The sequence below is a fragment of the Streptomyces krungchingensis genome, assembly GCF_054729265.1.
In genome coordinates, this window is record NZ_JBPUKY010000001.1 from 5,702,423 (window position 1) to 5,715,696 (window position 13,274).

A 13,274-nucleotide genomic window follows, 5' to 3' on the forward strand; every position below is an offset into this window, starting at 1 on the left:
CGTCGAGGATGAGCACCAAGGACTTCATCGAGAAGGACTTCTACAAGGTCCTCGGCGTCCCCAAGGACGCCACCGAGGCCGAGATCAAGAAGGCGTACCGGAAGCTCGCCCGCGAGTTCCACCCGGACGCCAACAAGGGCAACGCCAAGGCCGAGGAGCGCTTCAAGGAGATCTCCGAGGCCAACGACGTGCTCGGCGACCCCAAGAAGCGCAAGGAGTACGACGAGGCACGCGCCCTCTTCGGCAACGGCGGCTTCCGGCCGGGTCCCGGCGCCGGCGGCGGCTCCTTCAACTTCGACCTGGGCGACCTCTTCGGAGGCGGCGCCCAGGGCGGAGGCACAGGAGGCTTCGGCGGCGGCATCGGCGACGTCTTCGGGGGCCTGTTCAACCGCGGTGGCGCCACCACCGGCACCCGTACGCAGCCCCGGCGCGGCCAGGACATCGACACCGAGGTCACGCTGAGCTTCACGGAGGCCGTGGACGGCGCGACCGTACCGCTGCGCATGACCTCGCAGTCGCCCTGCAAGGCGTGCTCGGGCACCGGCGACAAGAACGGCACGCCGCGCGTGTGCCCGACCTGTGTCGGCACCGGCCAGGTCGCGCGGGGTTCGGGCGGCGGGTTCTCGCTCACCGACCCCTGCCCGGACTGCAAGGGCCGCGGCCTGATCGCGGAGCACCCCTGCCTGGTCTGCAACGGGTCGGGGCGCGCCAAGTCCTCCCGGACCATGCAGGTCCGTATCCCGGCCGGAGTCAGTGACAGCCAGCGGATCCGGCTGCGCGGCAAGGGCGCTCCCGGCGAACGGGGCGGCCCGGCGGGTGACCTGTACGTCACCGTCCACGTCGACGCCCACCCGGTCTTCGGCCGCAAGGACGACAATCTCACCATCACCGTGCCCGTCACCTTCGCGGAGGCGGCACTCGGCGGAGAGGTCCGTGTCCCGACGCTCGGCGGACCGCCGGTCACCCTCAAGCTGCCCCCGGGCACGCCCAACGGCCGCACCATGCGCGCCCGTGGCAAGGGCGCGGTCCGCAAGGACGGCACCCGGGGCGACCTCCTGGTGACCGTCGAGGTGACGGTCCCCACCGACCTCTCGGGCAAGGCGCGTGACGCCCTGGAGGCGTATCGCGAGGCGACCGCGGGTGAGGACCCGCGGGCGGAGCTGTTCCAGGCCGCGAAGGGAGCATGAAAGAGATGGACGGTCGTCGACGCAACCCGTACGAAATGACCGAGGAGACTCCGGTCTACGTCATCTCGGTGGCGGCCCAGCTCTCCGGACTGCACCCACAGACGCTTCGCCAGTACGACCGCCTGGGCCTGGTCTCGCCCGACCGCACCGCGGGGCGGGGCCGGCGCTACTCGGCCCGCGACATCGAACTGCTGCGCACCGTCCAGCAGTTGTCGCAGGACGAAGGCATCAACCTGGCCGGCATCAAGCGCATCATCGAACTGGAGAACCAGGTCGCCGCACTCCAGTCCCGCGTCGCCGAACTCCAGTCGGCCCTGGACGGCGCGGCCGCGGCGATGCAGCAGCGTGAAGCGGCCGTCCACGCCTCCTACCGCCGTGACCTGGTCCCCTATCAGGAGGTCCAGCAGACGAGCGCACTGGTGGTGTGGCGCCCGAAGCGCCAGCCCGAGTAGGACACGCACCACGAAGGGGCCCGGAGGTCGAACCTCCGGGCCCCTTCGCGTCGTTCCCGCCGGGGCGCGGCGGCGATGCGGTGCCCGGTCGCCCGGTCGTCCGTCTTCTTCGGTGTGCCCACGAATGCCGTGTTCACAGAGAACTGCCGCTTGTGGGCCGGATATGGCAATTCGGCGCGGCGGCGGCGTTTGCGCCCGCAGAAGTGAACGGGCCGCCCGGTGTGGCGAGTGCGGGGACGGAGGGGCCGCGGACGCCGTCTCTCCGGCCGGTTGCAGGTGTCCCTCCGGGCGGTTCCGGACCGCCTCGGGCGGGTGGATTTCCGGCCGATCAGCGCCCCTGACCACGGCAGTTGGGTGTGTGGACGTGGACGACAGAAGGTGAAGCCGAGGGGATTGGTGGAAGAGAGGGCGTACCCTCTTCCCATCGTGTTCACTTGGGGAACACAGAACGCCGTTGCCATCTCGTTAAGTGGTTACTCCTTGACGCTGAGGTGATCGCCGCGTTGGCTTTCAGCCACCTGGGTCGCAATGCTGCAACCTCGCCCGGAAGGCACCTGATGTGAACACTCGTAACACCCGTCTGCGTCGTACCGTCATATCCCTGGCCTCGTCCGCCATGGCCGTCTCACTCGCCGGCTGCGGCGTCGTGGACGGAATCGGCGGCGACGGAACCAAGGCCAGCCCCACGAAGGGCGACGACATCACGGTGGGCCTGCTCCTCCCCGAGAAGGAGAACAGCCGTTACGAGAGGTTCGACTACCCGATCATCAAGGAGACGGTCGAGAAGCTCACCAGCCACAAGGGCACGGTCACCTACGCCAACGCCCAGCAGGACGCGGCCAAGCAGAACGACCAGCTCCAGCAGATGGTCGACGACAAGGTCGACGTGATCCTCGTGGACGCGGTGGACTCCAAGGCCATCGCCGCCGGTGTGAAGAAGGCCAAGGACGCGGGCATCCCCGTCATCGCCTACGACCGGCTCGCGCAGGGCCCCATCGACGCGTACATCTCCTTCGACAACGAACTCGTCGGCGAGGTCCAGGGCAAGGCCCTGCTCCAGGCGGTCCAGGACGAGAGCGGCAGCGCCACCTCGAAGAAGATCATCATGATGAACGGGTCGCCCACCGACCCGAACGCGGCCCAGTTCAAGGCGGGCGCCATGTCCGAGCTCAAGGACAAGGTTGTCATCGCCAAGACGTACGACACCACGGACTGGAACCCGGTCAACGCCAAGGCCAACATGGAGAAGGCCATCGCGGCGGTCGGCCTCGACAACATCGCGGGTGTCTACTCCGCCAACGACGGCCTCGCGGGCGCCGTCATCGACGTCCTGAAGACCGCCGGCGTCAGCAAGGTCCCGCCGGTCACCGGCCAGGACGCCGAGCTCAACGCGGTGCAGCGCATCGTCAAGGGCGACCAGTACATGAGCGTCTACAAGTCGTACCCGCAGGAGGCCAGCGCCGCCGCCGAGATGGCCGTGGCGAAGGTCCAGGGCCGGTCGATCGAGTTCGACGCGCTCACCCGCGACAAGGTCGACAGCCCCACGAACAAGGGCATCCCGGCCCAGCTCGTGCCGGTCGTCGACCTCACCAAGGACAACCTCGACGACACGGTGATCCAGGACGGCATCTACACCGTCAAGCAGATCTGCACGGCCGCGTACAAGGCGGCGTGCAACTCCGCCGGCCTCAAGTAGGGCGACGGCTGAACCGATCCGGGCCCGTGGGGGTCTCACAGGGGGACCGCACGCCGTGGTGCCGTCATGGACCCGGCGCCGTGCGGTCGTCCCGCCGTCGTCCCGCTGGAGGCACCCCGTGGCCATGATCGGCCTGTTCTGGATCACCGAGGAGAGCGTGTACCTGGGCGCCGAGCCCGAGGGGCACGCGCGCGGTGTGCGGCTCACGCCCGAGGGGATCCAGGCCGTCGGCACGGACCAGCAGGCCTTCTGGCCGTGGCCGGAGGTGCGCGGTGTCGCCGTGCACTACGCCCCGGTGCGGTCCAGCACGCGCTGGCTGGTGAACAGCGTGGCCGACACGGTCATCGACCTGGCGACGGGCGGCGCCGACACGCCGCCCGCCTTCGAGGTCCACGTCAGCACGGACACGGAGACGGCCGAGCTGACCGTGTACGGCGCGGCCGTCGGCGGCTACGTCCAGTCCGAGTACGAGCTCTCCGTCGACCTGCTGGAGCGGCTCGTGGACGGCACGGTGGACGTGGACCGGCTGCTGGAGTGGGGACGCACGGACGGCGCCGGAGCGACGCCCTGGCGCCCCGCCCGCGAGGCCCTGCTCAGGAGCTGGGCCTCCGGGTGACCGCGGCCCGCCGGGGGTCCCTGCCGGGTGGCCCTGCGTGCGGTCGCGTTCGCGGGCGCGGTGCTGTGCGCGGCGGCCGTACGGGCGGTCCGGCCCGGCCCGGCCCGGCGGCGGACGCCGTCGGAACGGTCTGCGGTGCGGTCCCCGACCAAGCTCTGGTGCGGTCCTCGACACGGCCTCCGCCCCGGCCCGGCCTCCGGCAGCAACGACTGACCGTCCTTCCTGCGCCTCCCCGGGGCCGTGGTCTGCCGGTCGGTCGTCTTCGTCGGGCTCGGCACGTTCATCTCGTTCTACGCGGCCCGGTGCTCCCCGGGCGGTGAAGTCGCGGGCACGGCGGCCCTGTTCGTGCTCTGCCTCGGCGGTGCGGCGGGCACGCCGGCCGGGGGACGGCTCGCCACCCGGTACGGCCGTGTGCGGGTCGTGCGGTGGTCGTACACGCTGACGGTCCTCGCCGTCGCGGGCGTCGTCCTCGTCCCGGGGCCACCGCTCCATCTCTTCGTCGCCCTCGCGTCGGCCGTCCTGTACGTGCCGTTCTCCCCGCACATCACCCCGGGCCGGGACTACCCGCCCGCACGCGTGGGCACCGCGGGCGGGGTCACCCTGGGCCTGACCGCCAGCGTCGGCGGCCTCGCGAGCCCCCTCGTCCGTCGTCTGGCCGACGCCACGGCCCTGCGCACCGCCCTGCTCCCGCTGATCGTCTCCTGCCCGCCGTCGGCTGCCTCTTCCTGCGCCGCCTGCGAGAGCCGGCCGCGGCCGGCCCGTGACGACCGGCACCGCCCGCGGGGGTCATGTTCTGGCCACCGGCGCACACAAGTACCCGATGCGAACGCTCCGGCCGGTTCGGCGATTGCGGTTGTTGTCGCCCTTCTCGAAGGGCTGGGGAATTGAATGAACCCGCCGAAAGAGGGGTGTGGGAAGGCGACGGCATCACGCTTCACTGTTCCTTGCCCGTCGCGCTCTTGGAGAGTGCGGCGGGGTCATTTCCTCCATCAGGCAGGGAATGGACATGAGCCTGTCCACGATCCGACAGGCTTCCGACGAAAGAAGGAACGCAATGAGCGGGAGAGGAATACGACGAGCTGCGGTTGGCGCGCTCGCCGTGATCGCCGTCGCGGGAGCGTCGCCGGCGTTCGCACTCTCGGCCAGCCGGGGCGGTGCCCGCGGATGGACGGAACAGTCCGCCACGGTCATGAACATCCAGGACGTCCAGGACGACGGCCATGACGTGAAGGCGGAGTACTACAGGACCGCCCACCCGAGCGACAAGCTCACCCTGTGGAACAAGCAGGCCTACGGCGGCACGTATTTCGAGGACAACGACGGAAACGCCTGGACCGTGGAGAGCGGGAAGCATTCCACGATCTTCAAGATGCAGGTCTGCGAGGTGTACGACAACTGGCCGGATGCCTGCAGTGGTTGGGCCGAGTGATCGCCGCCGGTCTTAGCTGATCCGGCTCGACGAGTCGGAGGGGTGGCGGCCGATGGTAGCGGCCGCCACCCCTCCGTGCGCGGTGAGTCTACTCCGCAAGTGGACTACCACCACCGTTCGGAATGTGGCAAGCGGCAGGGAAATCTCTCTGGAGGTGCAAGTGAGCGGCTACGCCGGGCGTGTCGTGCTCGAAGTCGATGATCTGAAGTATGGGCTGCCGGGCCGGTCACTGCTGACGGGCATTCGTCTCCGCGTCGCGGCGGGTGAATCTGTCGCGGTCACGGGAACCAGCGGTAGTGGTAAGACAACGCTGTTGACGTGCATCCTCGGTCTCATCAAGCCGGACGCGGGTGCGGTGCGTATCGGCGGCGTCGACCAGGGCGGGCTGTCGCCTCGCGCACGTGCCCGACACAGGCGGGAAAACGTCGGAATGGTCTTCCAATTCGGTGAACTGCTCCCAGAGCTCTCTCCTTTGGAGAATGTGGCCCTGGCGGGGCTCCTGGCCGGAATGAGGACCGGAGATGCCTATACCCGTGCCGCCGGCCTGCTCGACGAGCTGGGCGTGCGCTTGGAGGACTCCTCGACTGCGACGCTGTCCGGTGGTGAACGGCAGCGAACCGCGGTCGCACGGGCATTGATGAACGACCCCGCTCTGCTCCTTGCGGACGAACCCACGGGGTCACTGGATCCCGTACATCGTGACGCCGTGGCAGAACTGTTGTACAGCGTGCCGCGACGACGAGGCTGCGCTCTCTTGGTGGTCACGCACGACACCGACGTCGCACAGCGAGCGGATCGGCAGGTCCGCCTCGATGGGGGCCGGCTGTCGGCCGGCGTTCCTGAGACGGGTGAGGTCGCGTGAAGGACAGGGGGCTGTTCCGTCACCTGCTGCGCATGGGGCGCACCGCTGCCCTGGCCGCGGAGGCGGGGCGGGTGCGCTTTTGGGCCCTGGTTCTGGCCACGTCTCTCCTGTCTCTCACGGCGAGTGGCCTGGTGCTGGCCTCCGCCTCCTTCGAGGCCCGTGCGGAGCGCAGTGTCGCGAGGTCTCCCCGGCTCATCGCCGCCTACCCGCATGAGACCGCTCGGGCGCTCTGGGCACCGACGACGGCAAGTATCGGCAACATGCCGTACGACGTCGTGTACCTCGAGCCGATACGCAAGGACGCGCCACTTCCTCCAGGCCTCTCTCACTGGCCCGAGCCGGGCGAGGCGGTGTTGTCGCCCGCTCTGTTGAGCTCGGTCAAGAGCCATGGCGGACTGGTGCAGTTCGGGCGGTTCGGGGGTGTCATCGGTGCTGACGGACTCGAAGCTCCCGCGGAGCGCTTCGCATATGTGCGGCCCAGCGCCGAGATGCTCGACAGATCGAAGATGTTCGCGATCAGTGGTTTCGGTCCGGAGGCATCTGCTGGATTCGTCGGCGAGAGCATTCACAACTTTGGGTCGCAGAAGTTCTACGCCGCGTATACCGGATTGGTCCTACTACCGGTGGCCCTCCTGGTCGTCATCGCGGCACGAGTGGGAGCGGCTGCGCGGGACAGGCGTACGGCACTGCTTGGAGCTCTGGGTGCCGGAAGACGGGGCCGGCTCGCTTTCACGCTGGGCGAGGCCGCACCTCCCGTCGCGTGGGGAGCGGCTCTTGCGGCTTCGATCGCGTCGATCCCGCTCCTATGCGACTCGTCGTTCCCCCTCGTGGAATTCGTCCTGTCCAAGAACGACGCTCGGCAGGCATGGCCGGAGTTACTGCTCTGTCTGGCCGGTGTTCCCATCGTGGTGCTTTTCGTGGCAGTCGTCCTCCAGCCGGGCTTTCGGTGGACGGCCGGCACCAGGCCGGCTTCGCTGCCGACTCGCAGAGCGTGGACGGTATGGGTCTTTCCCTTCGCGCTGCTGGCCACGGTGCGAGGTACAGAACTTGCTCCGCTTGAATTCCGTATCGCCGTGTATGCCACTGGCTGTGTGATTGTACTGGCGGCGCTGCCCGCGGTCATCGGGGTCGCGGTGGGCCGGCTCGGCCCATTCATGGCGAGCGCGGGTCGGAGGATGGGCGCTCCTGGGCTTCTCGTCTCCGGGCGCCGACTTGGGGTCGGATCGCGTTCCGTGGCGAGACTGGTGGCTTCCATGGTGATCGCGATAGGACTTGCCGCCCAGACACAGCTATGGACAGGGGTGTTCGGCGAGTTCACGCAGAGCGCGATCGAGACTCAGAAGAGGGTGGGGACGACTGTCCTCAGAGTCACTCCCTACGCGGGAGCCGACCGGGTGCGGATCTTCGAGAGCGGGCTTCCTCCGGGTGACCTGCTCCTGGCTGTCGGACAGACCGCTGATCGGGTCGAGATCGTCGGTGAGTGCGCGGCCCTTCGGGAGATCGGTCTTCCGTGTACCGATACGGCAGCACGGATCTCCGCGGCGAGTGGAGACGCACGTCTTAGAGAAATCCTGAACAGAACGGGGGTCGCGCAGGGAGCGAAGGCATATGCGCGACGCGGGTCGGTCGCGTACATCGGCGGTAGCAAGGATGGTTCTCCGACGCTGCTGATCGTCGGCCGGGGCCGCAAGCAGATGTCCGTATCGGAGATCCAGGAGGTCGCCGGCCGGTCCCTGGCGATGAAGGCATCCGTTCGCCCTCTGGGTGACTTGTCCGACACGGGAAAGTTGAAGACGGCCACCGACTGGGTTCGGCTCATGTCACTGGTCGGCGTGGGCGTGATCGGCTTGGTGGCAGGGACAAGCGCGATGGCTGAATTCCTTCGCTTCGGACGGGAGCTTGCCCCGCTGTCCGTGTTGACGGGCAGCCGCCGGATCTTCCGGTCGGTGGCCCTGTGGTCCCTCTTGATGCCCGCGGTCCTGGCGGCGGCATTCGGGGTGTCGGTGTCATGGTGGCTGGCTACCCCGCTCGCGAGTACTTCGGTGACAACACCCGCGTCCATGGCGCCCATCGCTCTCGGCGCGCTTGCCTGCGCCGTGGGACTTGCCTCGTGGGGAGCGTGCGCTGCCGTGCGAACGGCAGAGATGTGGAAGCCGTCATCGGACTGAGATACGCGAGCCCATTTCGGCCGCGTGCGCACGTCCGGGGCTCTGCGGCGCGGTGTCCCTCATGACTGGGGGACGAGCCGTTCGCGGGACTGGGCCTGCCAGAAGATCCGGGCGGCCTGTACGCGGTTTTCGGCCCCCGTGCTCTCGTAGATCGTGCGTATGTGATCTTTTACGGTGTGCGTGCTGATGCTGAGCTTCCCGGCAATGGCGGGGTTGGAGAGTCCTTCACCAAGAAGACCCAGGATTTCACGGCACCTTGGGCTGAGACCGTTCAACTGCTCACGAGCGGCGTCCATATCGTCTGCCGCTTCACCGGGTTCGAGGTAACGAGCGACCAATGGATGGGCCACCTCCGGCCCGAGCGCGACGCTGCCCGCGACAGCGGCGCGCACAGCCCACAGAAGGTTCTCGACGCAGTCACCGCTGTGAAGGATGCCGTCCGCTCCCCTGCTGAGCATTCTTCGCGCTCCGGGCTCCGTGACGCCGTCGACAAGAACCACTCTCCTCGGCGTGACGGCGAGCTCGTTCAATTCCTCGAGCGTGTGCAGCGCCTCGTCGACGCTGGAATGGCTCATCACGAGTAAGTCCGGGGTTCCCGCGCACGCGAGGCGGGTTGCCGACGCGGTCGGACCCTCGCTGACAACACACACTTGATCGTCCCGCTCGACGGCACGCCGCATGCTTGCGCGTTCCAGTGGACTCTGCCCGAAAATTCCAATCCGTATCACCAGAACCCCTCCCCGTGATCGGCAAACCATGAGTGACCCTGACCGGATGGGGGAAATCCGGCCAGGGTCGATCAGGATGCCGCAGCGCCTCGCACTCCATTCGGCGGGCGTATTCGGCGAAGGGAATTGAATCCCCGCCGTCGCAAAGCATGTGCGCTGCGGATACCTTGCACCACCATCAGCTTGTTGCAAGGAGCGGTGCGGGGGTAGGGATCTATCAGGTTAAACAGGAATAAATGGCCGCACGTTGAGCGAGGAGCCGTGTTGCGATGCCGGTCCGCTCCGCGCATAGTTGCGCTGCGGAAGGCGCGAAGGCGGCCTGCCGCAGAAGGGGCTGGAGCCAGGGGTGGGAGATGGCCGGGCACGGGACGGACATGCATCCGCACGGCGCTGACCGACTGTGCGAGGCCGGCGACCGGGTGTACTCCCGGGCTGTGCGGCGCGGACGTGTGCCCCGTGAGGACGCGGAGGCGGTGCCCTGCCTGCTGGAGCTCGCGCTGCTGCACCCCGACCCCGACGACATGGGCTGGCTGGTGCCGACCTCCCCCCAGGAGGTCATGACCCGGCTGCTGCGCGGGGTGTACGAGGAGGTCAGCGCCAGCCAGGCGCGCGTCGGCGACGCGGTGTCCGCCTTCGAGTGGTATGCGGGCCTCGGCGGGCGTGTCCGGGCCCCGGCCGAGGGTGTGGCGATCCGCGTCCTCGACGGACTGCCGCGCATCCGGGCCGCCATGGACAAGGCGACCGAGGAGTGCACGAGCGAGGTCCTGACGGTGCAGCCGGGCGGCATCCGGCGCGAGGACGAGCTGTCGGAGGGCCTGCACCGGGCGCTGGAGATGCGCCGCCGGGGCGTGCGGATGCGCGACCTGTACACGCATGTCGCCCGGCACGGCCAGGGCCTGCTCAACTACATGGAGCTGATGGGAGATTCGGCGGAGGCCCGCACGCTCGACGAGGTCGTCGAGCGGCTGATCCTCTTCGACCGCCGGGTCGCCTTCATCCCGGCGAACCCGGACCGCACGATCGCGCTGGAGCTGCGTCACCCGGCGCTGGTGGACTACCTGGTGACCGTGTTCGAGCGGTTGTGGCGGCTGGCGATCCCGCTGGCCTCGCCGCTGCCCTCGACGGGCATCGAGGGCATCACCCACCGGGAACGCTCCATCGCCGCCCTGCTGGCGGAGGGCCACCAGGACGCGGTGGTCGCCGAGCGGCTGGGCATCAGCGTGCGGACCTGCCGGGCGCACATCGCCCGGCTCTCGGAGACCCTGGGCGCGGCCAGCCGCACCCAGCTCGGCGTCCGCATCGCCCAGGCGGGCCTGGACGGCCCGCCGCGCTCTCCGGAGCTCCAGACGGTCACCGCCCCTGGTCTTTCTGCTCCAGAATCCCCGACTGCCCGATGAGGTAGCCGAGTTGGGCCCGGCTCTCGCTGCCGAGGAAGGCGGCGAGCTTGGCGATGTGGACGCGGGCGGTGCGGACGTTCATGCCGAGGCGGTCGGCGACGACGGCGTCGGTGTGTCCTTCGACGAGCAGGCTCGCTATGGCGCGTTGGCGGGGCGTGACGCCGTCGACGGAGGGCTGCGGGGCGGCTTTGGGGTACATGGGGGTGGCCAGGCGCCAGAGCCGCTCGAAGGCCGTGACGAAGAACCTGAGCAGGGCGGGGTTGCGGACCTCCAGCGCCAGTGTGCGGTCCTCGCTCGCCGGTATGAACGCGACGGTGCGGTCGACGACGAGGAGCCGCTCGGTGACTTCGTCCAGCGTGCGGGCCTCCGCGTCACCTTTCAGCACCTCGTATCGGGCGATCACGGCGGGCGAGTGGCGGAGGGTGTGTTGGTAGAGCGTGCGTATGCGGCCCCCGCGGGCGAGCAGGGCCTGGTCGCGGTCGAGGGACGCGCCTTGGGCCGCGGCGTCCCTCCCGGTGTGGGGCTGAATGGCGAGCAGTTCCTGCTGAGCGTCGGCCATCGCTTGGGAGATGGACTGGTTGATCCGCTTGAGACCGCTGAGAACGCTGATCGTCGGCGATTCCCCCGAAGCCGTCTGCGGACCGTCGATCCGCATGAGCGGCTCGAACGCCTCAGCCAGCCGCGCTTCCCGCCGGCGCTGTTGCGCGATGGCGTCGGTCGTCGTGCGCAGGAGCCGGGGCAGCGCGACAGAGGGTGGCACAGGCCGCAGCGACGTCCGGTCCTCGATCTCCGGCTGGAGCAGGCCGAGGTCGATCACGCAGGGAGCCATGGCGGTCTCCTGCAGGGTGACATGACCCTCCCGCAGGGCATGGGCGTACAACTCCAGGCCCGCCCGGCACAGTTCTTCCGAGGCGTGCTCGTGTGCCGTGGCGGTCGCCTGCGGCTCTGGTTCCCCGGTGCTCAATGATCCTGGTCCAGGATCCCCGACTGCGCTATGAGGTAGCCGAGTTGGGCGCGGCTGCCGCTGCCGAGGGCGGTGGCCAGCTTGGCTATATGGGCACGGCAGGTGCGGACGTTCATGCCCAGGCGGCGCGCGATGGCCTCGTCGACGTGGCCCTCCACCAGGAGTTTGGCGATGGAGTGCTGGATCTCCGTGATGCCGTCGGGGGCGGTTTCGTAGGGGGCGCCGGTGGTCAACGGGACCGCGCGGCCCCACATGAACTCGAAGACCTTGATCAGGTAGCGCACGAGGCCCGGGTGGCGGAGCTCCAGGGCGACCTTCTGGTCGTCGCGCGTGGGGATGAAGGCCACGGTCTCGTCGCAGATGATGAGGCGCTCGACCAGTTCGTCGATGGTGCGGTGCTCCACCTTGCCGTTGGAGAGCTGGCTGACGTAGGCCAGCTTCTCCGGGCTGTAGCGGGCCGTGTGCTGATACAGCGTCCGGATCCGCACACCACGTTCGATCAGGGGCCTGTCACGTTCCAGCCCCTGGATGAGGTTGCGTTCGGGGCGGGGGCCGCTGGGCTGGACCGTGAGCATCTCGACCTGGCACTGGGCGGTGGCCAGGTCGAGCGCCGCGTTGATCCGGTCGTTGCCCTCCAGCACGGTGATCGAGTGTGTGGTCGCCGTGGCCTGGGCACTGAGCGCCATGAACGGCTCGAAAGCATCGGCAAGTTCGATCGACAAGCGCCGGGCTTCGGTGATCTCGTGCTCTATGGGGTTGAGACGCTGGGCCAGGGCGATGGACGGTGGTACGGGACGCAACCAGTTGGCGTCGTCGGGATCGGGGTGCAGCAGCGCGAACTCCATCAGGCAAGGAGCGGACTCCACGTCTGCGCGAGCGATGCGTCCCGTGCGCAGAGCATTCGCGTAGAAACGGCTTCCGTCCTCGCACAGCTGGGTCACCGCATGGGGATGTATCCCTCTAGTCCCATTTGTTGCCAAATCTCCACCCCCCAGGGTCCTGAACGTGCAGGAACATGATGCATCGATTGTGTGGCCATGACGTGCCCGAATGAGCCATCGTCGTACTCGACGGGGGAAGAGGGGACCTTCAAGTGAGGACGAAGCCGACTATGCGTAACAAAATGCTTCGCTCGGCGCTTGTCGCCGCCTTCTCCGCCGTCATGGCCCTCGGGGTGCTGAGCGGTCTCTCCGACGCGAGGGGCGACGCCAGGGCCGACAGTGTCTGGCCGGCGGCAGTCGCGACGCACGTGGTTGCCGGTGACAGTGTCTGGCCGATTGCTCCGGCCAGCCAAGACGACAGCGTCTGGGCCTGACATGACCACTCCTCCCGACGACCGCTCCTTCCGCCGCGAAATGGCCACGGCCTACCGCTCCGGCTGGCACTTCATCGACCTGGTCACCGCCATCCCCCACAGTGGTGACTCGCTGATGGTGACCGTGTTCGGAGAACCCGTGGTGGTCACGCGGGACGAGGACGAGGACGTACGGGCGTACCGCTGTCTGCGACGGCCTCGGGGGGCGCCGCAGCCGGTGCGGTGCGCCATCCGATACGGAATGATCTTTGTGAACCTCGACCAGCGCGACCACCGGCTGGACGAACCGGATGAGCCGGACGTACAGACCATTGCAGCCACCCCCCGCAGTGCCTGACGCGATTCCCCCGTCGTAGTAGATCGCTCAGGTACTTCCCCCCGCAGCGGCGTCACCGTGACCTGAACACGGTGACGCCGCTGCAGTTTCACGCGAAATCTCCTGGTATCGCCGGATACCGAC

12 protein-coding genes and 1 pseudogene are annotated in these 13,274 nt (G+C 68.5%); 10 read left to right on the top strand and 3 right to left on the bottom strand.

The features are described 5' to 3' along the window. The first annotated feature begins 8 nt into the window (after positions 1 to 8). From dnaJ to ACSYGO_RS25165, 8 genes and pseudogenes are all read left to right on the top strand, one after another. Positions 9 to 1,187, top strand: coding sequence for a molecular chaperone DnaJ (dnaJ, locus tag ACSYGO_RS25130; RefSeq protein ID WP_460387711.1), 1,179 nt, complete (start codon positions 9 to 11; stop codon positions 1,185 to 1,187). Positions 1,188 to 1,192: 5 nt separating this feature from the next. Next, positions 1,193 to 1,639 carry a heat shock protein transcriptional repressor HspR gene (locus tag ACSYGO_RS25135; protein WP_095935595.1) on the top strand — a complete coding sequence of 149 codons (447 nt, stop codon included), beginning with the start codon at positions 1,193 to 1,195 and terminating at the stop codon, positions 1,637 to 1,639. 616 nt (positions 1,640 to 2,255) lie between these two features. Next, positions 2,256 to 3,335 carry a sugar ABC transporter substrate-binding protein gene (locus ACSYGO_RS25140; protein WP_426681883.1) on the top strand — a complete coding sequence of 360 codons (1,080 nt, stop codon included), beginning with the start codon at positions 2,256 to 2,258 and terminating at the stop codon, positions 3,333 to 3,335. 124 nt (positions 3,336 to 3,459) lie between these two features. Further along, positions 3,460 to 3,951 (top strand): hypothetical protein, encoded by a 492-nt coding sequence (locus ACSYGO_RS25145; protein ID WP_426681884.1) that lies wholly within the window; start codon positions 3,460 to 3,462, stop codon positions 3,949 to 3,951. Positions 3,952 to 4,167: 216 nt separating this feature from the next. Continuing rightward, positions 4,168 to 4,715: pseudogene (locus tag ACSYGO_RS25150) on the top strand (MFS transporter); the annotation flags it as partial. 290 nt (positions 4,716 to 5,005) lie between these two features. Continuing rightward, positions 5,006 to 5,380, top strand: a complete 375-nt coding sequence (locus ACSYGO_RS25155; protein WP_426681794.1) for a hypothetical protein — start codon at positions 5,006 to 5,008, stop codon at positions 5,378 to 5,380. A gap of 154 nt (positions 5,381 to 5,534) precedes the next feature. Further along, positions 5,535 to 6,242 carry an ABC transporter ATP-binding protein gene (locus tag ACSYGO_RS25160; RefSeq protein ID WP_432172951.1) on the top strand — a complete coding sequence of 236 codons (708 nt, stop codon included), beginning with the start codon at positions 5,535 to 5,537 and terminating at the stop codon, positions 6,240 to 6,242. Between the two features lie 260 nt (positions 6,243 to 6,502). Further along, positions 6,503 to 8,410 carry a hypothetical protein gene (locus ACSYGO_RS25165; protein ID WP_426681796.1) on the top strand — a complete coding sequence of 636 codons (1,908 nt, stop codon included), beginning with the start codon at positions 6,503 to 6,505 and terminating at the stop codon, positions 8,408 to 8,410. Between the two features lie 59 nt (positions 8,411 to 8,469). Here the strand turns inward: ACSYGO_RS25165 and ACSYGO_RS25170 are convergent, their stop codons facing one another. Beyond that, a complete protein-coding gene (locus ACSYGO_RS25170) occupies positions 8,470 to 8,985 on the bottom strand; it encodes a LuxR C-terminal-related transcriptional regulator (RefSeq protein ID WP_426681797.1) in 516 nt (171 codons plus the stop codon). 506 nt (positions 8,986 to 9,491) lie between these two features. On the opposite strand from ACSYGO_RS25170, the gene ACSYGO_RS25175 reads away from it, so the two are divergent. After that, entirely contained in the window at positions 9,492 to 10,535 is a 1,044-nt protein-coding gene (locus ACSYGO_RS25175; RefSeq protein WP_426681798.1) for a helix-turn-helix transcriptional regulator, read from the top strand. Here ACSYGO_RS25175 and ACSYGO_RS25180 read toward each other — a convergent pair. After that, complete coding sequence (locus ACSYGO_RS25180; RefSeq protein WP_426681799.1) at positions 10,489 to 11,499, bottom strand: helix-turn-helix transcriptional regulator; 1,011 nt, start codon at positions 11,497 to 11,499, stop codon at positions 10,489 to 10,491. The two genes, ACSYGO_RS25175 and ACSYGO_RS25180, sit on opposite strands and share 47 nt — an antisense overlap. Continuing rightward, entirely contained in the window at positions 11,496 to 12,479 is a 984-nt protein-coding gene (locus ACSYGO_RS25185; protein ID WP_426681800.1) for a helix-turn-helix transcriptional regulator, read from the bottom strand. Before ACSYGO_RS25185 ends, ACSYGO_RS25180 begins: the two co-directional genes overlap by 4 nt. 336 nt (positions 12,480 to 12,815) lie before the next feature. Here ACSYGO_RS25185 and ACSYGO_RS25190 point away from each other — a divergent pair, with 336 nt between their 5' ends. Further along, entirely contained in the window at positions 12,816 to 13,151 is a 336-nt protein-coding gene (locus tag ACSYGO_RS25190; RefSeq protein ID WP_426681801.1) for a hypothetical protein, read from the top strand. Positions 13,152 to 13,274 lie beyond the last annotated feature (123 nt).

What these genes read in the sequence shown, in the direction of transcription:
- ACSYGO_RS25155 (WP_426681794.1), top strand. Translation starts at nt 5,006, where the DNA reads ATGAGCGGGAGAGGAATACGACGAGCTGCGGTTGGCGCGCTCGCCGTG.
- ACSYGO_RS25165 (WP_426681796.1), top strand. Translation starts at nt 6,503, where the DNA reads ATGCCGTACGACGTCGTGTACCTCGAGCCGATACGCAAGGACGCGCCA.
- dnaJ (WP_460387711.1), top strand. Translation starts at nt 9, where the DNA reads ATGAGCACCAAGGACTTCATCGAGAAGGACTTCTACAAGGTCCTCGGC.
- ACSYGO_RS25175 (WP_426681798.1), top strand. Translation starts at nt 9,492, where the DNA reads ATGGCCGGGCACGGGACGGACATGCATCCGCACGGCGCTGACCGACTG.
- ACSYGO_RS25170 (WP_426681797.1), bottom strand. Translation starts at nt 8,985, where the DNA reads ATGAGCCATTCCAGCGTCGACGAGGCGCTGCACACGCTCGAGGAATTG.
- ACSYGO_RS25145 (WP_426681884.1), top strand. Translation starts at nt 3,460, where the DNA reads ATGATCGGCCTGTTCTGGATCACCGAGGAGAGCGTGTACCTGGGCGCC.
- ACSYGO_RS25140 (WP_426681883.1), top strand. Translation starts at nt 2,256, where the DNA reads ATGGCCGTCTCACTCGCCGGCTGCGGCGTCGTGGACGGAATCGGCGGC.
- ACSYGO_RS25135 (WP_095935595.1), top strand. Translation starts at nt 1,193, where the DNA reads ATGGACGGTCGTCGACGCAACCCGTACGAAATGACCGAGGAGACTCCG.
- ACSYGO_RS25190 (WP_426681801.1), top strand. Translation starts at nt 12,816, where the DNA reads ATGACCACTCCTCCCGACGACCGCTCCTTCCGCCGCGAAATGGCCACG.